The 24237-nt window shown below is 72.4% G+C and carries 16 protein-coding genes; 6 read left to right on the forward strand and 10 right to left on the reverse strand.

What is annotated here, in order from left to right; translation table 11 throughout:
* Nucleotides 1-194: 194 nt before the first annotated feature.
* Nucleotides 195-1550, reverse strand: coding sequence for a hypothetical protein (locus H305_RS0139765; protein ID WP_078629471.1), 1356 nt, complete (start codon nt 1548-1550; stop codon nt 195-197).
* 208 nt (nt 1551-1758) lie between these two features.
* Here H305_RS0139765 and H305_RS0139770 point away from each other — a divergent pair, with 208 nt between their 5' ends.
* Nucleotides 1759-2646 carry a DUF4429 domain-containing protein gene (locus tag H305_RS0139770; RefSeq protein ID WP_028805374.1) on the forward strand — a complete coding sequence of 296 codons (888 nt, stop codon included), beginning with the start codon at nt 1759-1761 and terminating at the stop codon, nt 2644-2646.
* Nucleotides 2647-2751: 105 nt separating this feature from the next.
* On the opposite strand, the gene H305_RS0139775 is transcribed toward H305_RS0139770, so the two are convergent.
* A complete protein-coding gene (locus tag H305_RS0139775; RefSeq protein ID WP_028805375.1) occupies nt 2752-3546 on the reverse strand; it encodes a class II aldolase/adducin family protein in 795 nt (264 codons plus the stop codon).
* Between the two features lie 159 nt (nt 3547-3705).
* On the opposite strand from H305_RS0139775, the gene H305_RS0139780 reads away from it, so the two are divergent.
* Together H305_RS0139780 and H305_RS0139785 are read left to right on the forward strand one after the other, a co-directional pair.
* Nucleotides 3706-4275 (forward strand): hypothetical protein, encoded by a 570-nt coding sequence (locus H305_RS0139780; RefSeq protein WP_028805376.1) that lies wholly within the window; start codon nt 3706-3708, stop codon nt 4273-4275.
* A 215-nt stretch (nt 4276-4490) separates the two neighbouring features.
* Nucleotides 4491-4973: a pyridoxamine 5'-phosphate oxidase family protein gene (locus H305_RS0139785; RefSeq protein WP_028805377.1), complete on the forward strand. Its 483-nt coding sequence runs from the start codon at nt 4491-4493 to the stop codon at nt 4971-4973.
* Between the two features lie 9 nt (nt 4974-4982).
* Here H305_RS0139785 and guaA read toward each other — a convergent pair whose 3' ends face one another.
* Nucleotides 4983-6569, reverse strand: coding sequence for a glutamine-hydrolyzing GMP synthase (gene guaA, locus H305_RS0139790; protein ID WP_028805378.1), 1587 nt, complete (start codon nt 6567-6569; stop codon nt 4983-4985).
* 368 nt (nt 6570-6937) lie between these two features.
* Here guaA and H305_RS0139795 point away from each other — a divergent pair, with 368 nt between their 5' ends.
* Entirely contained in the window at nt 6938-7222 is a 285-nt protein-coding gene (locus tag H305_RS0139795; protein ID WP_028805379.1) for a chorismate mutase, read from the forward strand.
* An 845-nt stretch (nt 7223-8067) separates the two neighbouring features.
* On the opposite strand, the gene H305_RS0139800 is transcribed toward H305_RS0139795, so the two are convergent.
* Nucleotides 8068-9216, reverse strand: coding sequence for a hypothetical protein (locus tag H305_RS0139800; RefSeq protein WP_028805380.1), 1149 nt, complete (start codon nt 9214-9216; stop codon nt 8068-8070).
* Between the two features lie 215 nt (nt 9217-9431).
* Here H305_RS0139800 and H305_RS48395 point away from each other — a divergent pair, with 215 nt between their 5' ends.
* Nucleotides 9432-10418 (forward strand): LAETG motif-containing sortase-dependent surface protein, encoded by a 987-nt coding sequence (locus H305_RS48395; protein ID WP_028805381.1) that lies wholly within the window; start codon nt 9432-9434, stop codon nt 10416-10418.
* A 209-nt stretch (nt 10419-10627) separates the two neighbouring features.
* On the opposite strand, the gene H305_RS0139810 is transcribed toward H305_RS48395, so the two are convergent.
* Together H305_RS0139810 and H305_RS0139815 are read right to left on the reverse strand one after the other, a co-directional pair.
* Nucleotides 10628-12436, reverse strand: coding sequence for a GMC family oxidoreductase (locus H305_RS0139810; RefSeq protein ID WP_028805382.1), 1809 nt, complete (start codon nt 12434-12436; stop codon nt 10628-10630).
* Between the two features lie 133 nt (nt 12437-12569).
* Nucleotides 12570-14225 carry a succinic semialdehyde dehydrogenase gene (locus H305_RS0139815; RefSeq protein ID WP_028805383.1) on the reverse strand — a complete coding sequence of 552 codons (1656 nt, stop codon included), beginning with the start codon at nt 14223-14225 and terminating at the stop codon, nt 12570-12572.
* Between the two features lie 458 nt (nt 14226-14683).
* On the opposite strand from H305_RS0139815, the gene H305_RS0139820 reads away from it, so the two are divergent.
* On the forward strand, nt 14684-15514 hold the full coding sequence (locus tag H305_RS0139820; RefSeq protein ID WP_051371485.1) for a hypothetical protein: 831 nt from the start codon (nt 14684-14686) through the stop codon (nt 15512-15514).
* Between the two features lie 172 nt (nt 15515-15686).
* Here the strand turns inward: H305_RS0139820 and H305_RS0139825 are convergent, their stop codons facing one another.
* The 4 genes from H305_RS0139825 to H305_RS0139840 form a co-directional block, all read right to left on the reverse strand.
* The gene (locus H305_RS0139825) at nt 15687-17357 is read right to left on the reverse strand and encodes a serine/threonine-protein kinase (RefSeq protein ID WP_028805385.1); all 1671 of its coding nucleotides are present in this window, start codon (nt 17355-17357) and stop codon (nt 15687-15689) included.
* A gap of 263 nt (nt 17358-17620) precedes the next feature.
* Complete coding sequence (locus H305_RS0139830) at nt 17621-19252, reverse strand: serine/threonine-protein kinase (RefSeq protein WP_028805386.1); 1632 nt, start codon at nt 19250-19252, stop codon at nt 17621-17623.
* 62 nt (nt 19253-19314) lie between these two features.
* Nucleotides 19315-21000, reverse strand: a complete 1686-nt coding sequence (locus H305_RS0139835) for a serine/threonine-protein kinase (protein ID WP_028805387.1) — start codon at nt 20998-21000, stop codon at nt 19315-19317.
* A gap of 196 nt (nt 21001-21196) precedes the next feature.
* Nucleotides 21197-24103, reverse strand: a complete 2907-nt coding sequence (locus tag H305_RS0139840; RefSeq protein ID WP_028805388.1) for a protein kinase — start codon at nt 24101-24103, stop codon at nt 21197-21199.
* Between the last annotated feature and the right edge of the window lie 134 nt (nt 24104-24237).

Genomic DNA, 24237 nt, shown 5'->3' on the forward strand with positions numbered 1-24237 from the left:
ATCACATGCCCGTTGCGGACGGCAACACGAACCCACCGCACCGACACACCGGACCACACGACGGCTGCAACGGGCGGATCACCGGCACGGACCCGACCCACCCACCGGACAAACGGCGAAACGGCCCAACAGCCGGCCCCGGCCCGGCGGGCCCGACAGCCAGCCCCGGCCCGGCGGACACGCCCCGGCGACCGTCAGTCCGTCACATCGATCGCGTACCGGTTCGTCTCGACCCCGGCAGCCGTCACCACCTGCACCTCGACCCGTCCCGGCTCCACATCCACCGGCACGGGCACCGTCAGCAAGGCGTCCGTGGGGTTGCTGAAGCCCCCGGCCACCGGCACCAGCGGCACATGCACATGCACGGCCCCGATCCGGACCACCATCCGCGACAGCCGGTCCGCCGCCTGCGCCCCGGGCGGCACGAACCCCGCCCCCCGGATCTCGATGTCGTCACCGGTACGGATGGGCGCGTCGAGATCCCCAGCTTCCCGGGACCGCACCACGGAGAGGATCACCGGCCGCCCGCCCTCGGCGTACTTGCCCGCGAGATACGTACCGGCCGACACCAGCACCAGCAGCGCCAGCCCCCACGGAAGGTCCGGCAACTGCGCCGGCCGCCGAGCCAGCCGCACCCCCGCGAAGACGAGCGCCACCGCACTGATCACCACGTACTGGATGTCCGCGAAGCCCCCCTTCCCCGCATCGTCCGTGAGCAGATCGGCGGCCCGCGGCCGATCCGCCCGCACCTTCTGCAACCGTTGCCCCAGAACCCGCAGCCCCACCACCCGCCGCACCAGCACCGCCACCCCGCACACCACGGCGACGACAGTGACCACACCCGCGCCCCGCGCGAGCTCCAGCCCGGCGATCAGCTCGTCCCGGCGGCCGTGCGCGGACGCCGCCGCGAGCTGCCCGACGATCACCAGCACCGCGTACACCACGAACAGCACCCACCCCCCGGCCACCGCCCGGGACGTGGAGAGCCGGTTGTCCTCACCGATGACGGGTGCGAGCGCACCCCCACGGCTCCGGTGCAACCAGGCCGCGCCCGTCAGCAGCCCGGCCACCACGACCGCCGCGACCAGCCCGGCGGTCCGCGCCGCCGTCCACCCCGCGCCGATCGCGGTGAGCGCCTGCGCCAGCAGGAACACGCCCACACCGCCCCAGACCGCGTACGCGGTGTACCGCCACAGCCGCGCCAGCCAGGCCGTGCCCTCCAGCCGCCCGCGCTCGGCGACGAGGTCCGCGGACTGGGTCAGTTCGTCGGAGACCCACTGCCGGGACGCGGAGACCGAGTGCGCGACACCGGCCGGCAGCCCACGCCCGGACGCCAACTCCTCGCGCTTCGCCAGGAATTCGGCGACGGCACGCCGGTGCCCCGCCCGAGCCCCGTGCGGGCAGTCCCCACAGGTGCAGCCCCCTTCATGGGCACCATCGTGGGCACCTCCCCGGCCTCCCCCGGACGCACCCGAGAACGCCCCGGGATCCGCCCCTTGCCCGGCCCCGGCACCGCGCCCCGCACCGTGTCTCGCCTCCTGCACCGCCACGCCCGTTGCCGCCTTCCCGCGCCGCACATCTCCGCCCAGCCAGACCTTCCGTACGCCTGACTGCCGCCCAACTGCCTTACAACTGCCTTACAACTGCCCCGCGATGACAGCGAATTGTGCCGTACGGAACACGGCGCGAATCCGGCAGGTCCGGTCAGCGTGGGTGAAGCACGGGCGCCCGTGTTGACCGGGCTGCGAGAATTTCCCCATGGCCGAGATCATCCAGCGCGACGGGACCTGGGCCTTCGACGGCAGCACGGTCCGGATCACGCCGGGGCTGCACCGTTCCGTGCCGCTGTTCCGCCAGACGTACGGGGAGATCGCCGTCCCGCTGGAGGCGGTGTCGGGCATCGTCTACGAACCCGAGCGCAAGCGGGGCCGACTGCGGCTCAGGCTGCGCGAGGGCTCGGACCCCCTGCTTCAGGCGACCGGGGGCAGGCTGCCCGACGCGGCGGACCCGTACCGGCTCACGGTCGACGTCGACCGGTCCGGCGTCGCGGAGTACGTCGCCGAGGAGGTCCGCCGTGCGCTGCTGCTGGACCAGATCCCCAAGGAACCGGCGCGGTCGTACCTCCTGTCGGGCCCACCGGTCCCGGTCTCGGTGCGCTCCAGCGACGGGACGGTCTCGTTCGACGGCGTGCAGGTGCGGATCGACTGGTCGGACACGTCGGACCGGGTGAAGCGGGCGACGGGCCCGCGGATCATCGCGGTGGGCGACCTCGTACAGGTCGAGTGGCTGCCCAACTCCGGTTACGAGGACGGATTCCTGCGTTTCGTCACCCGCGAGACGGCGTTCTCCAAGCTGCCCACCGAGAAGGACCCGTACGCCCTGGACCTGTGGGGCAGCACGCGCCGTGACCTGCTGACCGCTCTGGTCGCCGCGGCGGTGACGGCGCGTCTGCCTCATCCGTCCACGCGGACGGACGAGCACGTGGCCCGGGAGCGCCCCGCGCTGACGGCAGCGGCACCGCCCGCGTCGGATCGGCACGACGTACTGCTGCGCCGGCTCAGGGAGTTGGGCGAGCTGCACCGTGCCGGGGTCCTGACGGACGAGGAGTTCGCCCTGACGAAGGCGGCGGTCCTACGCGACTTCTGACCCGCAACCCGGCACCGCCCCACAACCCACGCCCCATTGCGCCGCCCCTCCGATGCACGGTCCCTCAACGCACCGTCCCCCGACACACCGCGCCCGACACCACGCCTACGACAACAGATCCGGCTCACTCCGACTGATGTCCTGCCACAACGGCTGGTAGTTGATCCACGCCACCAGATCACCGCCGAGCTGTTCACGCGTGGCGACCGCCTGCTTGTGGTCGATGAGGAGGGGACGCCCCGCGGCCTTGGCGGTGAGCTGGACCTGGCAGGACCGCTCCATGGACAGGAACCACCAGGCGGCGGCGTCCACCGAGTCGCCCACGGTCAGCAGCCCGTGGTTGCGCAGGACGAGCGCCTTGCGGGTGTCGAGCGCGGCGGCGATCCGACGGCCCTCCTCGGCGTCGACGGCGACGCCGCTGTACGCGTCGTAGAGTGCGTGATCTTCGTAGAAGGCACAGCTCTCCTGGGTGATCGGGTCGAGCAGGTCGCCCAGCGCGGCGAGGGCGCGCCCGTGCACGGAGTGGCAGTGCGCGACGGCGACGACGTCGGGCCGGGCGGCGTGGACCTGCGCGTGCACGGTGAACGCCGCCTGGTTCACGTGGTAGCGGCCCTCGATCACCTGCCCGTCCTGGTTGGCCAGGACCAGGTCGCCGACGGTCACGTGCTTGAAGGGCATCCCGAACGGATTGACCCAGAAACAGTCGCTGTACTCGGGGTCGCGCGCCGTGATGTGTCCGGAGACCCCGTCCTCGAACCCGAGCCGGCCGAAGACGCGCAGCGCCCCGGCCAGCCGCTCCTTGCGGTGCCGCCGCTCGTCGTCGACCGAGTCGTGCATCGGCGGCATGGCGAACCGGAGCCGGTCGGTGGGTAGGGGCAGGGGCGGGGTGGGCCCGTGCATATGTCCTCCAGCACTGGCGTGTGCGGTACGGAGCGGAAGTTACCCGGGGTCAGCGCAGGAGAACAGAGTCGTCCGGTGAAGAGATGGCCACAACCGCGGCCGGAGGTCACTGGTCTGTCTGGTTGACACCGACCCACGCCTGGGACACGGGAGGCACTCATGAACCGCGCGGAGCGGCGGATCCTCGTCCTGCTCGGGCAGCTCGCGGAGCGGGACTTCGTCGTCGTCGACGATCTCGGCGGCTCACCGCGCCGGCTCGCCACACTCGCGTACGTGGCCGAGCAGCACGGTTTCCGTTACGCGCGGGCGCACCGGGTGGGACGTGCGCTGCAGATCCAGCTGGTGCGCACCGAGCGCGCGGGAACGGCACCGAAGGGCGAGGACTCGCGCACGGAAACGGGGCCGAGGACCGAGGACGCGCGTGCCGTGCCCGGGCTGCGTCCCGGCACGCTCCGGCCGCTCGGGGAGGCGGCACGGACAGTACGCGGGCTCCGGGACCGGATCGAGTTCGACGCGATGGCCGAGGACCCGAGCGCGTGGTCCCGCGCGGCGATCATGACGGGCTGCGCGCTCTTCGTCTCCCTGGTCTGCGCGGTGTACGGCTGGCGTGCGGCGCTGATCGGGTTCGCCGTCGCGGAGGCGTTGTCCATGGGCTTCCTGGCCCTGGAGGTCGTCCACCGCCGCAAAGTGGCGCGCCGCGTCGGTACGGCGGGCCTGGCACCCGGCTGACAGGAAACAGGGCATCCGGCCCCGAGGCCCCGACACCGGGCAGGGAAACCCAGACGGAAACGCAGACGGAAACCCAGACAGAAGACGTCCGGTATCCACGCCACACTCCTCGCATGACCGAGCACCCCACTCCCCGCCCGCCGACCTCCGCTCCCTCGTCGCCGTCGCCCTCGTCGCCCTCGGCACCGGCGGCACGACCGGCACGACCGGCACCCATGAAACCGGCGAACTGGGCAGCCTTCGCCGCCGCGGAACCTGATCTGGCCAGGACGGTCGAGGACCGCTTCGGCGGCTTCACGCACCACGTCCTGGCGACCCTCCGCAAGGACGGCTCGCCCCGCACGACCGGCCTGGAGGTGCGCTTCCTGAACGGCGAGTTGTGGCTCGGCATGATGCCCGGCTCGCTCAAGGCCCTCGACCTGCGCCGCGATCCGCGCTTCGCGCTCCAGGCGAACCCGGGGCCGGGCACGGGCATGGGCGGCGGGGACGTGCGGATCAGCGGCCGAGCGGTGGAGGTCGGCGACGAGGACGCGACGACGAAGGCGGCGTACGTGAAAGAGGTGGAACCGCCGCAGCCGTTCCACCTCTTCCGCACCGAGTTGACGGAGGTCGTACGGACCTACATCGAGGACGACACGTATCTGGTCGCCGAGGTCTGGCGGCCCGGAGAGCCGGTGCGGACTCTCAAGCGGACGTGACCTGGGGATCTACTCCCACTCGATGGTGCCCGGGGGCTTGGACGTGACGTCCAGGACGACGCGGTTGACGTCCGCCACCTCGTTCGTGATCCGGGTGGAGATCTTGGCGAGGACCTCGTACGGCAGGCGGGACCAGTCGGCCGTCATGGCGTCCTCGCTGGAGACCGGACGCAGGACGATCGGGTGACCGTACGTGCGGCCGTCGCCCTGGACTCCCACGGAGCGGACGTCGGCGAGTAGGACCACCGGGCACTGCCAGATGTCGCGGTCGAGGCCGGCGGCCGTGAGCTCCTCGCGGGCGATGGCGTCGGCCTCGCGCAGCAGGTCGAGGCGCTCCTTGGTGACTTCGCCGACGATGCGGATGCCGAGGCCGGGGCCGGGGAACGGCTGGCGCTGGACGATCTCGTCCGGCAGGCCGAGCTCCTGGCCGACCATGCGGACCTCGTCCTTGAAGAGCTTGCGCAGCGGCTCGACGAGCTCGAACTCGAGGTCCTCGGGGAGACCGCCCACGTTGTGGTGGGACTTGATGTTGGCCGTGCCGGTGCCGCCGCCGGACTCGACGACATCCGGGTAGAGGGTGCCCTGGACCAGGAAGGCGACGTCCTCGCCCTCGGCGGCCTCGGCGATGATCTCCGCCTGGGCCTGCTCGAAGACGCGGATGAACTCGCGCCCGATGATCTTCCGCTTCTCCTCGGGGTCGGAGACCCCGGCCAGCGCGGCGAGGAAGCGCTCCTCCGCGTCCACGACCTTCAGCTGTACGCCGGTGGCCGCGACGAAGTCCTTCTCGACCTGCTCGGTCTCGTCCTTGCGCATCAGACCGTGGTCGACGTACACACAGGTCAGCTGGGAGCCGATGGCCTTCTGGACGAGGGCGGCGGCGACGGCGGAGTCCACGCCGCCGGACAGGCCGCAGATGGCGCGCTTGCTGCCGACCTGCTCGCGGATGAGGGCGACCTGCTCGTCGATGACGTTGCCGGTGGTCCAGTTCGGCTTGAGGCCGGCACCGCGGTACAGGAAGTGCTCCAGCACCTGCTGGCCGTGCGTGGAGTGCATCACCTCGGGGTGGTACTGCACGCCGTAGAGCTTCTGCTCGTCGTTCTCGAAGGCCGCGACGGGGACGACGTCCGTGGACGCCGTGACGGTGAAGCCCTCGGGGGCGGCGCTGCACGCGTCGCCGTGCGACATCCACACCGACTGCTCGTCCGGCGTGCCCTCGAAGAGGGTGGAGCCGGACTTCGAGACGTGCAGGGGCGTGCGGCCGTACTCGCGGGCGCCGGTGTTGTCGACCGTGCCGCCGAGGGCCGTCGCCATCAGCTGGAAGCCGTAGCACATGCCGAACACGGGGACGCCGGCCTCGAAGATCTCGCGGTCGAGGCGCGGGGCGCTCTCCGCGTAGACCGACGACGGACCGCCGGAGAGGATGATCGCCGCCGGGTTCTTGGCGAGCATCTCCGCGACGGGCATGGTGCTCGGCACGATCTCGCTGTAGACCCGGGCCTCGCGGACGCGACGGGCGATGAGCTGGGCGTACTGCGCACCGAAGTCGACGACCAGGACGGTGTCGGGGGCGGCGGCAGCGGGGGTCGCTGATGACACGGGTTGCCTTCCGGCGGTGAGCATGGTGGGTGTGGTGCCGAGTCTACCGGGGGCCGGGACCGGGGCGCCGACGCCGGGTTTGTCACCCCGCCCGGGGCCCGCGGGAGCGCGCCGCCCGGGGTCTCAGCATCCGAACGAGCTTGGTGCGCGTCCGCCGCCGGTGCATACTGGCCGCATGTTCACGCACCAGACCACCGCGATCTTCGCGTTTACCTATGGCAACCGGCCCACCGGCTGCCATGGTCGTGCTGCTTGAGCAACTGACAAGCGACTTCCCAGGCGCCCCGGGCCGACAAGGCCCGGGGCGCCTGCCGTTTCCGGGCCCTGCCGCCCCGGGGCACCCCTCCCACGGACAGAGGAGCCCCACCATGGCCGACGTACTCGGCAAGACCGGTGCCCGCACCGACGAGGCCGCCGATGTGATCACCGGTGCCCGTGAGCGCATCGACGCGCTGGACGACCGGATCATCGGTCTCATGCAGGAACGGATGGCCGTCTCGGCGGTGATCCAGGAGGCCCGGATCTCGTCCGGCGGCCGCCGGGTGAACCTCTCCCGCGAGATGGAGGTGCTCGGCCACTACCGGGAGGCGCTGGGCAAGCCCGGCACCTCCCTGGCCATGACGCTGCTCGAGCTGTGCCGGGGCCGCGTCTGACCACGTCGGGGCCGCTTCTGAACCCGTACACGGCGTACGCACGTACGCATTCCGTCTCACCCGTACGGCGCGTGACCGGGCCGCCGCGGGCTTCGTTGGTCCCGGTGTCCGTGTCATCCAGGGGCGGGCCCGAAAGAACCACGCGTGGCTCCACTGGAGCGATGAGACGTACGGATCGTGCTGTGCGTCGTGGGACCTCGCTCCAGGGGTGTGACCGGACGGCAGGGGACAGCAGCCCGGTCACTCAAGAGAACGGTCGGCTCCGGGGACGCCCGGGGCCGGCCGGCGGAATCCGTTCGGAAGCGGTCGCGACGGTTGCGGAGGCCGTCGCCCGTCCAGCACGATGCGCGAACGGCTCCCGTACGAACCCTCCGGCCCCGTCAGTCCCGCACGACCACCGGTCCCGCACGACGACCGGTCCGGTACGAACAGCCCTGCACGACTCAGTCCCGTAGGCATCAGTCCCCCAGGCGTCAGCCCCGTACGAACGGCCCACCGTACGAGAACACCCGCCGTACGAGAACGACCCCGGCTCTCATGGCGGACACCCCGTAGCCGACCGATCAGCCAACCGGATCCACTCCACACCGCAGTACGCCCGTACCACCCGCTCGCCAAAGGTCGACACCACGTGCGCGCCTCGAACGCGCCGGGGCGCACGACCGGCGGTCACACCGGAACACCCCCGGACCGGCGACGCACCCCCCGGCGTCGCTCCCAGGCACCGGCGCTGCCCTGACGCCGGTGCTGACGAAAGAAGGGCCCCGCGGCTCCTCCCTGATCTCGGCTCCGCCCGAGCAGGGACCCACCGCGGGGCCCTTCGCCGTGCAATGACGCGTGCGGGTCTAGGTCCGGGACAACGTGCCGCAGGTGCCCGGCTCGTCGTGCTGGATGCCACGGCTGCGGTCGTACGGGTCGACGGTGGGGCCCGACGGGTCCGGGCCGCCGGGGTCGGCCGCGTCGAACCGCGGGTGCAGGAAGCCGTCGTAGACGTCGCAGGCCGAGTTGGCCAGGTCGCGGTCGTAGCGCCGGACCGAGAGTCTGCCGGGTGTGACCCGGTACTTCGTCGGGTCGGAGACCTCCAGGTCGAGGACGCGGCGCACGATGGTGCGGGTCACCGCGGTGGAGTTGTTGTCGGCCCGGGTCACGGGATACACGAAGCTGTAGTCGGCGTGGACGACGACGGAGGCGTGCTCGCCCGCCTTGAACGTGATCCGGCCGCGCGTCTTGACCACGTCCCCGACGAGCCGGACCTCCTTGGGGTCGAACCGGCTGAACAGTGCCAGCGGATCGTGGTCCTTGTCCGGTGACCGCAGCCAGCCGTTCACGTCGTCGAGCATCTTCGGCTGCTTCGGGTCGAGCGTGGCGATCGCCGCCTCGGGGCGTTCGCCGCGCAGCGTCGCCCGGTCGAGGTTGGCCTCGACGAGCAGGGTCTTGGTGCGCCGCAGCGCGGTGGCGACCTGCGCCTCGGTGAGCGGGCCGACCGCGGTGGCCCGGGGGACGACGATGCCGTCCGCGCCGTCGGCCCAGCGCTCGGCGGGCGATCCGGCGAACGGCCTGTCCAGCGTGGGGGTACCGGGCGACCGGGAGGGTACCGCCGTCGGGGGTGCGGTCTCGTCGGGGAGCCGGGAGGCCGCGGGGGCGTCGTCGGACGACGTGCCGAAGGGATCGCCCGGCAGGAGCGACGGCCTCATCGCGACGACCGCCACCACGACGGCGAGCGGCACTCCGATGACGGCCCACACGCGCCGGCGCCGCGTGGAGCGGCGCCTCGTCTCGTGCACCGAGGGGCCCACCCGCCAGCTCTCCGGCCGGTCGCCGCGCTCGTCCTGCTGCCGCAGCCGCTCGGTCACCATGCGCGCCCGCGCGGACGGCTCCTTGGGAGCCGAACTCCGGATGTCGCGCTCGGTGTCGCGGGCGAACTGCTCCCACACGTCGTCGCTGAAGGACGAATCCCCGTTCCCACCCGGCTTGTTGTCAGACACGAGGGACATTTCTAAGCGGTTCGAAAGGGCTTGCACAAGTCGCACCCGGATGTGACTCACCACACATAAAAATCATGTGAGGTACAGGACAACCATTCCCAGGTCCCACCGGTCACACCTGCAGAACCAACGGCCACACCCGCGCCCCACACGCGGAGGCCTCACCCAGACAAGCCCACTCGAGCGCCCGCGAAAGCGCGGCGCACCGGACTTTCGAGGTCTTCATGAAGCTTCGCCGTGCCATGGCCGCTGCGGCCGCGACGGCTGCCATAGCCCCGCTGGCGCTGCTGTCGGCGCCGGCCGCGTTCGCGACGGACGACACCGCCAGCCCGACCGCGAGCGCAACCGCATCCCAGTCTCCGAGCGAGTCGGCATCGCCGAGCGCCACCGAGACCACCCCCGAGGCGACCGCCTCCGCGACCGCCTCGGCGTCCGCGACCGAGTCCGCCCCAGCTCCGAGCGACTCCGCGTCCGCTTCCGCCACGTCCCCGGCGCCGAGCACCTCCGCTCCGGAGGAGTCCGAGTCGCCCGACCCGGAGCCGTCCGAGTGCGAGGACTCCAAGGTCGACGTGTCCATCACCGGCCTGCCCGGCAAGATCTCGGTGGGCAGCGGCTGGCACAAGTTCTCGCTGAACGTGGCGAACAACTCCGAGTCCACCCTCAGCGACCTCGGCTTCTTCGCCGGCGCCTCCTCCGACAAGGCGGGTGAGGACCTCTTCCAGAGCAAGAAGGTCCAGCTCCAGGCCTACAACCCGGACGACAAGGTCTGGGAGGACGTCGACTCCGAGGGCTACGCGGTCGGCTTCGTCGGCTACACCGACGAGCTCAAGCCCGACTACGAGGTCAACATCCCGATGCGCATCAACGTGAAGTCCAGCGCCCCGGTCGGCGCCGGCTTCTCCCTGGGCGCCAGCATCTACGGCGACGCCGACGGCGAGTGCACGGGCTTCGGCGAGGTCGCGTACAAGTTCCAGATCGTCGCCGCGGGCACGAACACCGACGGCACCAAGCCGCAGGAAGGCGGCAAGGTCCCGGTCTCGGACAAGCCCGCCGACAAGGGCAACACGCCCGAGGTCGACGGCAGCCTGGCCGAGACGGGCTCCAGCTCCGCCCTGCCGATGATCGGTCTCGTCGGCGGTATCGCCGTCGTCGCCGGTGCCGGCGCGGTGTATGTCGTCCGTCGCCGCAACTCGGGCGGCGCGACCGCGTAACGCGGCCGGGCCCGTACGCCTGGGCAGTACGCCTGATACGAGAAGAAGGACCTGCGCTCGGAGGGGGGCGCAGGTCCTTCTTTCTTTCTTCCGTGAGGGGGCGGACTTGCTTCCGTGAGGGGGCGGACTTGCTTCCGTGAGGGGCGCACCGGGTGCGCGGGGACCGCGCGCCGGGCGGGTGGCGCCGACGCGCACAGGGCCCCCGCGGGTCACTTCTTCGGCGGCACCGCGGGTATCCCCAGGAACGGCAACTTCAGCGCGCCGAACGCGTCCGCCGGGACGGCGGGGTGCAGCGGCTCCACCGGCTTCAGCCGCTCGTACGCCGCGCCCGGCGCCGGACGCGGGTCGGCCTCGCCCTTGTTGGGCCAGTACGACATCGCCCGCTCGGCCTGGGCGGTGATGGTGAGCGACGGGTTGACCCCGAGGTTCGCGGAGACCGCGGCGCCGTCGACCACGGAGATGCCCGGGTGGCCGTACAGCCGGTGGTACGGGTCGATGACGCCTTCCTCGGCGTCGGCGCCGATCGGGCAGCCGCCCAGGAAGTGCGCGGTCAGCGGCGTCCCCATCAGCTCGCCCACGTTGCTGCCCGCGAAGCCGTTGATCTCGGCGGCGATCGCGGAGGCGCTCTCCGAAGCCGCCTTGATCTGCTTGGGGTTGGGCGCCCCGTGGCCCTGCCGGGCGGTCAGCAGTCCCTTGCCCGCGCCCTTCGGCTTCAGGTACGTCGTCAGGGAGTTGTCCAGCGACTGCATCACCAGGCCGATGATGGTCCGCTCCGACCAGCGGCGGTTGGACAGCGAGCGGGCCACCAGGACCGGGTGCCGCGCCGCGTTGGCCAGCCAGCCCAGCACCCTCGACGAGCCCTCCGCGTAAGGGACTTGGAGGATGGACAGGCCGCCCATCGAGTTGGAGCCCTTGCCGTAGCGGACCGGCTCGATGTGGGTGTTCTCGTCGGGGTGGATGGACGACGTGATGGCGACACCGCGGGTGAAGTCGACGCGCTGCTCGCCGGTGGCCTTGCGGTAGCGGCGGTTGTCGGTCTGCGCGCCCACCAGCGCCTCGGAGTTGGTGCGGGTCAGCTCGCCCAGCTTCTGCGACAGGTGGGGCAGCTGGCCGCCCGCCTTCATGCGGTGCAGCAGGGTCTGCGTGCCGTAGGTGCCGGCCGCGAGGACGACCCGCTTCGCCTTGAAGGTCCGCCCCTCTCCCTTGCGCTTGCGGTCCGTGGGGAGGGTCTGGACGGCGTATCCGCCCTGCGAGTCGTCGGTGACGGACACCACGGTCGTCATGGGGTGGACCACGGCGCCCGCCTTCTCGGCGAGGTGGAGGTAGTTCTCGTTGAGGGTGTTCTTCGCGCCGTGGCGGCAGCCGGTCATGCACTCGCCGCACTCGGTGCACGCCTTGCGGCTGGGTCCGGCACCGCCGAAGTACGGGTCGGCGATCTCCTGGCCGGGGGCCGCCTTCGCACCGCCGTCGGCGTCCTGGCCGTCCCCGAAGAAGACGCCCACCGGCGCCATGTGGAAGGTGTCGCCGACGCCCATCGCCTCGGCCGCGGCCTTGAGGTGGACGTCCGACGGGGTCATGGTCGGGTTGAGCCGTACGCCCAGCATGCGCCGTGCCTGGTCGTAGTACGGCTTCAACTCCCCTTCCCAGTCGGTGATGTCCTTCCACTGCGGGTCCTCGAAGAAGGGCTTCGGGGGGACGTAGAGGGTGTTGGCGTAGTTGAGGGAACCGCCGCCGACGCCCGCGCCCGCCAGCACCATGACGTTGCCCAGCAGATGGATGCGCTGGATGCCGTACATGCCGAGCTTCGGGGCCCACAGGTAGTTCTTGATGTCCCAGGAGTTCTTGGGCAGGGAGTCCCGGGTGAAGCGGCGGCCCGCTTCGAGGACGCCGACGCGGTACCCCTTCTCCGTCAGGCGCAGGGCGGTGACGGAACCACCGAAGCCGGAGCCGACGACGACGACGTCGTAGTCGTACGCCGCCTCGTCAGGCTGATTCTGGGCAGAGCTCTCCTGTGACACGTGCTGCTCTCCTCGTTTCTCCTCGTCGAGAACCGCTGTGAGGAGCGGTGCGAAAGGGTGGGACGGACAGGGGGACGATCGGGACGGGGCGAAGAAGGGCGGGCCGACCGGCCCGCCCCGGGGGCCGCGGCGTCTAGCGGAGCCGGAACGCCTTCATGACCTTCAGGCTCCGGCTCATGAACGCCGCGTACTTCTCGTCGTCCATGCCGAGCGACGGCGCCATCGGCAGCAGCCGCTGCTGGGCGACCGTCTGGGCCTCCGTGTACTTGAGGATGCCCTCGGAGCCGTGCCGGCGGCCGAGACCGGAGTCCTTCATGCCGCCCATCGGCGACTGGACGCTGCCGTACGCGGGCGCGTAGCCCTCGTTGACGTTGACCGTGCCGGTGCGCAGCCGGGCCGCGACCGCGCGGCCCCGGCGGCCGTCCTTGGTCCACACGGAAGAATTGAGGCCGTAGGGCGTGGCGTTGGCGAGCTCGACGACCTCGTCCTCGGTCTTGAAGCGGTAGAGGGAGACGACGGGCCCGAAGGTCTCCTCGGCGCAGACGGCCATCGGCGCCTCGACGCCGTCGAGAATGGTCGGCTCGTAGAAGTAGGGGCCGATGTCGGGGCGGGCGACTCCGCCGGCGACGACCTTGGCGCCCTTGGCGACGGCCTCCTCCACGTGCCGGGTCACGGTCTCCAGCTGCCGCTCGCCGACCAGGGAGCCCATGTCGGCGCCGTAGGCCAGGGAGGTGCCGAGGCGCATGGCCCTGGTGCGGGCGGCGAACCGGTCCGCGAACGCGTCGGCGATGGACTCGTGGACGTAGAGCCGCTCGATGGATATGCAGAGCTGGCCGGCCGAGGAGAAGCAGGCGCGGACGGCGCCCGCGGCGGCCTTGTCGATGTCGGCGTCCTCCAGGACCACCATGGCGTTCTTGCCGCCGAGTTCGAGGGAGACGCCTACGAGGCGTGCCGCGGCGCCCTGGGCGACCTCCCGGCCGGTGCGCGTCGACCCGGTGAAGGAGACGTAGTCGGCGTGCTTGACGACCTCGGGACCCACGACGGGCCCGTCGCCGATGACGACCTGGAATACCTCGGCGGGCAGCCCCGCCTCGATGAGCAGGTCGCGCGCCCACAGAGCGGTGAGGCAGGTCTCGGTGTCGGGCTTCATCACGACGGCGTTGCCCGCGACGAACGCCGGGAGGGCGTCGCCGACGGACAGTTCGAGCGGGTAGTTCCAGGGGGCGATCTGGCCGACGACGCCGCGCGGGTGGCGCAGCTCGGTGACCTTGGTGAGGGTCGGCACGGCGCCGGTGTGCCGCTTGGGCCTCAGGTACGCGGGCGCCTTGCGTCCGTAGTGCCGTGCGGCGACCGTGACGGCCTGGACCTCCTCGTGCGCGTGCAGCCGGGCCTTGCCGGTCTCCAGCTGGATGAGGTCCAGCACCTCGGCCTGCCGGGCGAGGACGAGGTCGTGGAAGCGCAGGAGCACGGCGGCGCGCTGCCGGACGGGCGTGGCTCCCCAGGCGATCTGCGCCGTGCGGGCCCGCGCGAACGCCTCGGCGACGTCCTCGGGGGTGGACTCGGGCAGGTCGGCCAGCTTCTCGCCGGTGAACGGGGTGTGGTTGGCGGTCCGCCCGGATCCGGCCACACCCTTGGTGAGCTGGGCCACCAGCTCGGGCGTCACGACATCGGCCGCGGTGCGGGCTCCCGCGGGGGCGGGCGCGAGGGGGTTGGTACCGGGCCTGCCCGTACCGGCTTCGTCGCCGCTGGTCGTTTCCGTGGCCTGCTCCGTGGCCTGCGAGTCCGTCATGAGCCGCAGGGTATGCCTGCCCGGCCCCTTTGGGTACCCGTCGGTAATCGGCTTTCACGGACTGCACACACGCTGCCAGTGATCGCTGGCAACAAACGCCCTGATCAGGGCGTTGTTCGCCCGACGATCACGGGTTGATGACATCGCGGGGACGTCGCCGGGACACCGCGGGGACGACCGGGACGCCCGCGGTGGCCTTCCGGGGTGCCCTCGGCGGAGGACCCGGGCGTCCTCCGCCCTCGGCGGACGGCCGGGGCCGCGTACGGCGGAAGACCCCGGCGCCGTGACCGGAGGGCCGCGCCGCCCACGCCAGGTCCACGTCGCCCGACGGCCCCTCAAAGTCCCTTCGGCAAGCGGGCGATGCAGGAGCGAACACTTCCGACCTTGATCGGTTGACGATTCCTTGACCCTTCCCTCATAGTCCTTTCACTCTCGGACAGATCGAAGGATCGACAAAAATGAAGAGACTCGCGCTGTCGCGCGCAGGCATGGCCGCGGTCGCCTCGGCCCTCACCCTCACCCTGGCCACCGGCTGCTCCGACAGCGGCTCCGGCGACAGCGGCGAGAGCACCGGCGCGGACAAGGAGACCACTGCCGCGAAGGCCCTCAGCAGCGCCGAGCTGGAGCAGCGGATCATCGTCACGAGCGACGTCGACGGCTACAAGGTCGAGTCGGCGGACAAGTCCGACGGGTCCACCACCACCAAGGACGACCTCGAGGTGGAGGACGCGAAGTGCGCGCCGGTCGCCTACGTCATGGCAGGGCTCGCGCCCGGTGACTCCGCCGCCGACGTCAAGCGCGTGGTCACGCAGGACCCTTCGGCCTCCCCCAGCGTGTCTTCCTCCAAGAAGCTGGAGGACATGACCGACGAGGAGCTCGACGACGCGATGAAGTCGATCACCGACGCCCTGACCGGCACGGTGACGATCGTCTCGCTCTCCTCCTACGAGGGCGACGGCGCCGAGAAGACCCTGTCCTCGGTGTCCGACGCGGTGAAGGGCTGCGCGGGCGGCTTCAAGGTCGCGGACAAGGGTGACACCCAGAAGATCACCAAGGTGGAGGGCGAGAAGGCCTCCGGCGACGGCGACGAGGCCCTCGCGTTCGCGGTGACCGTGGATGCCGACGGTGGCGACGTGACCGTGCACGGCGAGGTCGTCCGCCACGGCAGCACGGTCGCCACGTACTACACGCTGAGCCTGGCCGCCTTCGCGGGCGAGACCCCGGACGGCGCCGCCGACTACGACATCCCGTCCGAGATCGTCAAGGCCCAGACCGCCAAGCTGGCCTGATCCCCGCGCGGGCCGCCGGCCGGTCCGGCTCGCCCGGGGTCGCCGGTCGGCCGGGCTCGACCGGGGCCACCGGTCCGCCCCGAGCGGGACCGCCGGGACCGCGGGTCCGGCCCGAGCCGGACCCGGGCCGCTGGAGCGGCCCGAGCGCAACCCCTCGCCCCCGACGGGGTCCTCAGAGCCTGTCGATGTCCAGGTTCGCGATCGCCGCCTTTGCGACTTCACGGCCGCGTGCCGTGAAGTCGCCCTCACCCGGGTAGCTGATGGTGAGCTTGTACATGTCGCCCGCGGACGACTTGTAGTAGAAGATCCTCACCTCGCGGGGGCGGGGGTTCTGGCTGTCGGTGGTCGTGTACCTCACCGTGTTCTCCGCTGCGGGCTTGCCCTCGTACTCGGTGCTCCCGTCCGTGGACGTCCGCGGCCCCTCGGGCATGTTCAGGGTGTACTCGCCGCTCTCCTTGAACCCGTCGTTGTCGGCGTACATCTCGGCGGCGGCCGAGCCCTTGATCTGCTTGCCGGTGTCCTCCTCCGTCTTTCTAGCCAGCGTGAGACCGACCCAGATGCTGCCGCTCAAGTCGGTGTACGTGACCCAGTGGGTCTTGTCCGACGAGCGGTCGGGCCGGCTCACCCGGTAGCCCTTGGGCACCGCGAGCGTCGCGGCGACGTCCTTCTCGTGCACCTTCTTCCAGCCGTCCGGCAGCGGCCCCGCGAAGGGGTCGGCGATCACCAGGTACGCCGCCACGGCCGCCGCGACGACCGCCGCACCGAGGCCGAGCAGGGCCTTGCGGCCCACCCGGATGCCCCTGCCGTCGGGCAACGCGACCTGCGTGACCTGCGCGACCTGGGTGGGCGCCGGGGCCGGCGGCCGCGCCGCCTCCTCCAGGAGCCGCCGCACCCGGTCCGCGCCCGGCCGGCGTGAGGGGTCCTTGTCCAGCAGGCCGTTGATGACCTCGGCGAGCGCGCCGCTCGCCGAAGCGGGCGCCGCGGGCGTGGAGTTGAGGACCGACTGAAGCGTCGCGGGCGTGTTGCTGCGCCGGAACGGGGAGACGCCCTCGGTGGCCGTGTAGAGCACCACGCCGAGCGACCACAGGTCGGACGCCGGCCCGGGGCGCTGCCCCAGCACCCGTTCCGGAGCGATGTACTCGGGTGAGCCGACGAAGCCGCCGGTGTCCGTCAGATCGGTCTCGCCCTCGATCTGCGCGATGCCGAAGTCGGTGAGGACGACGCGGTCGTGACGGCCCAGCAGGACGTTGTCAGGCTTGACGTCGCGATGCAGGATGCCCGCCGCGTGCGCGGCCTCCAGGGCTCCGAGGACCTCCAGGCCGACGCGTGCGGCCTCGCGGACGCCGAGCGTGCCCTCCTGCAGGGCGTCTCCCAGCGAGCGGCCCTGCACGAGCTCCATGACGATCCAGGGCTGTCCGTCCACGACCGCGACGTCGTGGACGTTCACGACCGCCGGGTGGTCGAGCCGTGCGGCGGCGCGCGCCTCGCGGCGCATCCGCTCGAAGGCGTTGGAGCGTTCACGCTCGGGAAGGTGGTCCGGGACGCGCGGCTCCTTGACGGCGACCTCGCGGTCCACCGTCTCGTCCTTGGCCCGCCAGACCGTTCCCATGCCGCCGTGCCCGAGCTTGGCGAGCAGGCGGTAGCGGCCGGCGATCAGCCGGCCCGTCCCCGGGTCCTGCGCGGGGCGGGCCTGCTGCTCGGGGACGACCTGGGTGGGCGTGGCGTAGGGATTGCCCGGGTACGGGACGGCCGACCGCGGTGCCGGTGCCGCCGGGCGCGGTGGTTGCAGACCGAAACTCGTTGGTTCGTCGGCCCCGTGCGGGACTCCCCCGTTGTTGCTCATGCCTCCATCTCTATCGCGGTGGGGGCTTCGGCTTCCAGACCCGCCGGCGGCCGGTCACAGACCCGTGACGCATGCCATCCCTTATCTCCCGTTTACGGCAGTACGTGCGGCCTGTGCCCGGGCTCATGCTCATGCGGCCGTCACGGCACGCGCGGACGGCCGTCCAGGTCACCGTGAACCGGCGCGCGGACGGCCGTCCAGGTCGCCATGAACCGGCGCAGACACCCGTCCAGGTCGCCATGAACCGGCGCGCAGACACCCGTTCAGGACGCCGTGAACGTGTCCACCGCCACGTCGAAGTACTCCTTCGCCTCCGTCGCCTTCCCGACCGGCGCCGAGACCCACACGTCGTACATCCGGCCGCCCTCCTCCCAGCACAGGTCGTAGGTGTGCCGGGCCCCCTCCGCCTCGTCGAAGCCGTCCCAGGTGAACTGCCACAGCGCGGCGGGCGCTCCGGCGTGGGTGGTCCGCTCGACGACGCCGTCGCGGTAACCCGGGTTGTTCGCGGGGCCCTTGGCGGCGGACTCCCGCATCACCGCGAGGGGGCCGCCCGGTTCGGGGGCGGCCACCTTGATGCCGATCCGGAAGGTCTGTCCCGGTGACATGTAGAAGACCCGCTCCCCCTGCGGATCGCGGGTGAACCCGTCGGGCACGGCGAGCGAGAAGCCCTGGTCCCGCGCGACGTGGTAGCCCGAGGGCGCGGCGGTACGGGAGGTGTCGGCAGGGCTCTGCCGCCGGGTCACGGTCACCGTCGGGGCGGGGCGCTCCGGCGACGCGGACGGCGTACGCGAGATGCTGGGCGTACTCGGGGCGCCGGACGTGTGGGCCGTGCCCGACGAGGAGGGCCTGCCGCCCCCGCCACCGCCGTCGTTCATCAGCAGGGCCGCCGCCGACACGCCCGCACCGGCCATCGCGGCGACCAGGGCCGCGGCGACCAGGACACCCCGTGTGGACTGCTTCGGCGGGCCGTCCGCCGCGGTGCCGGTCGATACGGACGGCACCGGCTTCGGTCTCGGCACGTCGCGCTGTGTCGGCGTGTACGGCACCGCCGGCCGCGGCGTACGCCCGGTATCCCGGAAGGCGCGCAGCATCCGCTCCGCCTCGGCCGCGCCGAGCCGCCGCTCGGGATCGCGTTCCAGCAGGCCGCGCACGACGGGCAGGAGCGGAGCGGCCTGGGCGGGCGGACGGATCTCGTCGACGACGACGGCGTGCAGGATGCCGCCCAACGAGTCGCGGCGGAAGGGCGATTCGCCGCTCAGGATCGTGCACAGCAGCGCGCCGAGCGACCACAGGTCGGACTCGGGTCCCGTCCTGACCCCGGACATCCGCTCGGGAGCGGTGTACTCGGGCGAGCCGACGAACGCGCCGCTCTCCGTCAGCGTCGTCGCGCCCGCCACCTGGGCGATGCCGAAGTCGGTGAGCACGACCCGGTCGCTGCCCGCCTCCAGCAGGACGTTGGCGGGCTTGAGGTCGCGGTGCAGGACACCCGCGTCGTGGGCGCGGCGCAGCGCGCCGAGGAGGTCGATGCCGATGCGCGCGGCCTCGCGGGCGTCGACCGGACCGTGCGCCGAGATCCGTTCGGCGAGGGAACCGCCGTCGATGAGCTCCATCACCATGTACGGCCGCTCGTCGTCCTCGACGACGTCGTGCACGACGATGATGTGCGGGTGACGCAGCTGCGCGACGGCACGGGCCTCGCGCAGGGTGCGGTCGCGTTGCTGCCGGGCCTCGTCCGCCGAGAGCGAGTCGTCGAGGGAGAGTTCCTTCACCGCCACCTGCCGGCCGAGCAGCTGGTCGGTGGCACGCCAGACGACCCCCATGCCGCCGCGCCCGATCCTGGCTGTCAGCCGGTAACGGCCCGCGATCACACGGACGTTCTCCCCCTCGGTCCCCATGGGCCCCATCATGCCGCACCGGACGTGGACCCTCCGGGGCGGCGACGACGGCGTGGGCGGTATCAGGCCTTGGGGCGCCAGCCCCGCAGCATCACGTCGAACTGCTCGCGGGCGGTGTCCCAGTCCGCCGCGGGCGCCGACATGTAGATCGCGTACTCGACGCCGTCACGGTCGAGGTAGGTCTCCTCGATGGCGCGGCGGGGGCCCGGGAACGGTGTCTGCTTGGGCAGTGCGGTCCAGGTGAAGTCCCAGAGGGAGCCGGGGCAGTCGCGGAAGGTGTTGGACTGCAGGCTCACCCGCGAGTAGGCCTGGAGCTTCGTCAGCTGCTTCTCCAGGTCGAGCTGGTGCATGTACGGGTTCTCGAAGTCCGGCGAGTCGTCCACGGCGATGCGGATGAAGTGCTTCCCGCCGTCGGGCGTGTAGTCGACCTGCGTGCCGTTGGCCTGCCGCTGCCACTTCTTGCTGGGCAGCGCGAGACTGAAGCCGTCCACGTCGTGCACGCGCACCCAGCTGTCGGGGACGGCACCGGCGGGGGTGGAGGTGGACTGCTCGCTCTTGCCGGTCCCGCCGGTCTCCTTGCCGGTCCGGGTACCACCGGTGCCGGTGACCGAGGTGTCGTCCTTGCGCCAGTCGCTCACGTACTTGACGCCGATGGCGGTGCCTCCGCCGACGAGCGCCGCCAGCACGACGACGAGGGCGCTGATGGGGCCGCGCCGCCGCTTGCGCGGGGTGGGCGCGGCTCCCGCGTGCAGGGTCTGGTGCGCGGTGACGCCGGGTCCGCCGTAGGCCGGCCCGGGGCCGCCGTAGGGCACGCCCGGCCCGCCGTGCGACGGCGGCACGTGCGCACCGGTCCCGTGGTCCGGTTGCCCCGGACGGTGCGTGACGTCGGTGTCCAGGTGCTCCGTCGGCACGTACGCCTGCGCGGCCTTCGGCCGACGTCCCTCCATGGCCTCGGCGAGCATCTGCTCGGTGTCCTGGGGGCTCGGGCGTGTGGCGGGGTCCTTGCGCAGCAGCGCGGTGATGACGGGCTCCAGCGGGCCGGCGTACTGCGGCGGCGGCGGTTCCTCGTCGACCACGGCCTGCATGGTGCTCAGCGGCGAGGTGCGCCGGAACGGCGACCGTCCCTCCACCGCCGTGTACAGGGTGGCCCCCAGGGCCCACAGGTCGGAGGACGGACCGGGATCGTGGCCGCGCACCCGCTCGGGCGCCAGATAGTCCACGGAACCGACGATCTCGCCGGTGCGCGTGATGGTCGTGTCGCCCTCGACCTGTGCGATGCCGAAGTCGGTCAGCAGGACGCGCCGGTCGGCGGACAGTAGGACGTTGCCCGGTTTGACGTCACGGTGGAGTACGCCGGCGGCGTGGGCCGCCCGCAGCGCACGGAGCACCCACAGCCCGATCCGGGCCGCCTCGGCCGGTTCGACGCGGCCCTGTTCCTTGACCTCGTCGGCCAGCGAGTTGCCCTCGACCAGCTCCATGACGATCCATGGACGGTTGTCGTGCTCCAGGACGTCGTGCACGGTGACGACGGCCGAGTGGTTGATCCGGGCGGCGGCCCGCGCCTCCGCATGGGTGCGGGCGAGCAGCCTGGCCAGGTCGCCCTCGGCGACGTACAGCGCGGCGGTCAGCTCTTTGACCGCGACCGCGCGGTGCAGCACCTCGTCGTGTGCGCGCCACACCCGGCCCATGCCACCGCTGCCGATGGAGTCGACAAGCCGGTAGCGGCCCGCGAGGAGCAGGCCCTGCATCTGATTCACGTTTCCCCGCAATGGTCTTGACAGGGTCAGACTAAAGAGCGGTCCCCGCGCAGGGAACAAGCGGGGTCGTACGGAGACCGCACTGTGACGGTTCTCCCTTCCGTGTACGGAAGGGAACCAACCGGTGTTCACGTCTCTCGCCTGCGCACACCGGTGTTCAGGGGCCGGACGCCCGTACGGTCCGTGCTCAGCCGGTGACTTGGTAGGTCTGCGACGCCTGCTCGTACAGACGGGTCACCTCGTCCCGCTCGGCCTCGGGGCCGCGTACCTGCACCACGTGGTAGCGCCCGCCGACGAGGATCGCGAGGTTGCGGACGTAGAGCGAGCGGCCCTGGGAGTCCTGCCAGGTGAACTGGCCCTCGGCCATGGCCCGTCCGCCCACGTCGATGCGCCGCATCCCGCTGGACGTCGCCCAGGTCGAGTCCCGGAACGGCTGCAACTCCTTCTCGCTCTCACGCTGGTACGTCATCGGGTCGCTGCCGTACGTCCCCGTGCCGTCCCTGCCGGGCACGACGACGAGCTCGAAGTCGCCCTGCGAGTAGACGACCTGACCTCGGCCGTTCTTCGGTGTGCGGTCCCAGCCGCTCGCCACGGCGACCCGGAATCCCTCGGGGTCCTCGCGCAGGGTGAAGCCCCGGGCGACGTCCGGGTCGTCCGGGTTCTGCGAGGCGGCCGAACTGGACGCCCCCGACGGACTCTTGTCCGTGTCCGGGGAGGTCTGGTCGGGACGTGGCTCGCTGCTCGCCTTCGCGTCCCCGCCGGTGTCGGGCGGGGAACCGATGTCCCCGGCGGAGCCGGTCCGCTCGCCCGCCGAACCGCCGCTCCGGTCGGTCTTGGGCATGAAGACCATGGCGTACGCGATCGCGGCGGCCAGCAGGAGCAGGACCAGCAGGAGCAGGTTCCGGCCCAGCCGGCGGGGTTTCGCCGTCCGGTCCTGTCTGGCGCGCTTGTGGCGGGCGTGCGGGCTGGTCGCGGGCAGCCCGGCGCGGCGCCTGCGGACGAGCTCGCCCCGGCGCCGCACGATCGGCAGCCGGCTCGGGTCGAGGGGGGGTGCCGCGACGACATGAGCCCCGGCCTCCGGTTCCGGCGCGGACCGTACCAAGGACCGCAGCCAGCCGCGCAGCTCCTCGAAGTCGAGGCGCTCGGTGGGGTCCTGGCGCAGTAGCGACTCCACGACGGGCCTCAGCGGCCCGCATTCCTCGGCGAACGCGGGCGGCTCCGCGCACACCAGCTGCACCAGCTCGGCGGTGTTCTCCTCCGGGTAGGGCGCGTGGCCCTGCACGGCGCGGAAGAGCAGCGCGCCCAGCGCCCACAGGTCGGTCGCGGGGCCGATCGGTGCCGCCAGCTGCCAGTTCTCGTGGACGGGGCCGGCCTGTTCGGGTGCCCACCGCTCGGTCACGGGGCCGACCACGGCCATGCGCGCCTGCCGGGCGCGCTCCGCGGCGAGCGCCGTGCCGGGCCCGCGGCGCGAGGGCGTGGCGCCGACGAGCTCGCCCCAGCCGCCGCCCCCCGCCTGCACGTCCCGTGCCTGCGGGCCCTGCCCCGGCCCGTCCTCGGTTCCGTAGGGCCGGCCCTGCGCACGTCCGTCACCGGGTGCCCGGTCGGTGTCGGCGCCCCGAGGGGCGCCGTGGGTCCGCGCGGGCACGCCGGGGCCGCCGCCCTGTCCGGCGGCGGAGGTCTGCTGTCCGGGTGCGAGCGGGGGCAGTCCGCTCCGTGTGACCGCCCCGCCGTACGGGCCTTCGGGGAGCGCGCCCTGCCGGCCGTCGCCCCCGCCGGCCCCGGTACGCGGCTGCGCGCCGTGCCAGCTGCCGCGGCCCCCGACGCCGTACGGATCGGCGATCCGACCGGGAGGTGCGGTGTGGGGGCGCTCCACGCCCTGGCCCGGCAGCCGGGGCGGTCCGCCGTGTCCGGTCTCGTGCGGGCCGGGGTTCCCCGGCACCTGGGTGTCGGGCTGTCCGGGGTGCTCCGAGGTCCTGGGCGCCGGGAGCGCGAACCGGTCGCCCCGCTGTTCCTCCTGCACACGTGCCGCGGCGCGCGCACCGGCACGGTACGCGGCGATGGCTCCTGCCCGCGCCGCCCGGATGTCGCCGCCGGGTCCGCCCGCTCCCCGGCCGCCCCCGGCGGCCGGGCCGCCCGCTTCGAGCGCCCGTGGTCCGGCGCCCGCGGCGGCTCCGGGCATCCCCGGAAGGGACGTGCCGTGCTCCGCCCGCGCCTCGATCGCGGCCCGTCGTGCCGCCTCTGAGTCGGCTCCGGACGAGGCGGCCACGGCGACGCCGGGCACCCCGCCGTTCCCGGAGACGGGACCGCCGGGGCCCCGGCCTCCGGCACCCCGGGGCGCTCCCCGCGTGCCGGGTCCCGAGGCATCGCGCGAGGCATCGCGCGAGGCGTCCGCGCCCGCCGGACCGCCGTGCCCCGAGGGTCCGTTACCCGCCCGACCGGCGCCGTCGGCTCCGGTCCCGGATCCGTCGCCGACGTCCTCGCGGGCGGGCACCGGGTCGTACCCGCACAGCGCTTCCTCGGCGGCCCCCGCGGCGAGACCGGTCAGCATGACCCGGCCGTCGTCGCAGACGAGCACCGTGCGCACGGTGATGTTGCGGTGCACCCAGCCGTGCGCGTGCAGGACGCGCAGCGCGGTGAGGACGTCCGAGGCGACCTCGGCGGCGCGGTACGGGCTCAGCGGCTTCTCGGCGAGCAGTGCGGCCAGGGGCCTGGCCGGCACCAGCTCGCTCACGATCCACAGCGACCCGCCCTCGGCGAACACGTCGAACACCTGGTCGAGCCGGGGATGGTCCGGGATCTGCGCGGCGGCCTGGGCGGCCTCGACGGCCCTGCGCACGGCCGGTTCGGTGGGTCGGCGGGTGGTCCTGGCGGACGCCCGCCGTGCCCCGCCGTCCCGGGCCACGAACCCCTCGGGCAGGCCGTCCGCGTCGAGCACCTCGGCCTCGACGACCTCCGGCAACGGCACCTGCCGTACCAGGACTTCCTGCCCGCTGTAGGTGTCGAAGGCGCGGGACTCGGCGAACTCGTACTCGTCGGACGGGGGCAGCGGCAGCCGGTAGCGGTCGGCGAGGACCCGTCCCGCATAGTCGTCCACGATGCCTCCCCCGGCCGATCGGTTGGTCAATTCCGTTCGCCTTGCGTTCCGTTACGGCTTCGTACGGTCCGCAACCACTCACGATACGTGCCGGAGGCAACCCGCAAGCGGGGATGCGAGATCTCAGGGCCACC

Source organism: Streptomyces sp. 142MFCol3.1 (genome assembly GCF_000424945.1).
GTDB classification, from domain to species: domain Bacteria; phylum Actinomycetota; class Actinomycetes; order Streptomycetales; family Streptomycetaceae; genus Streptomyces; species Streptomyces siamensis.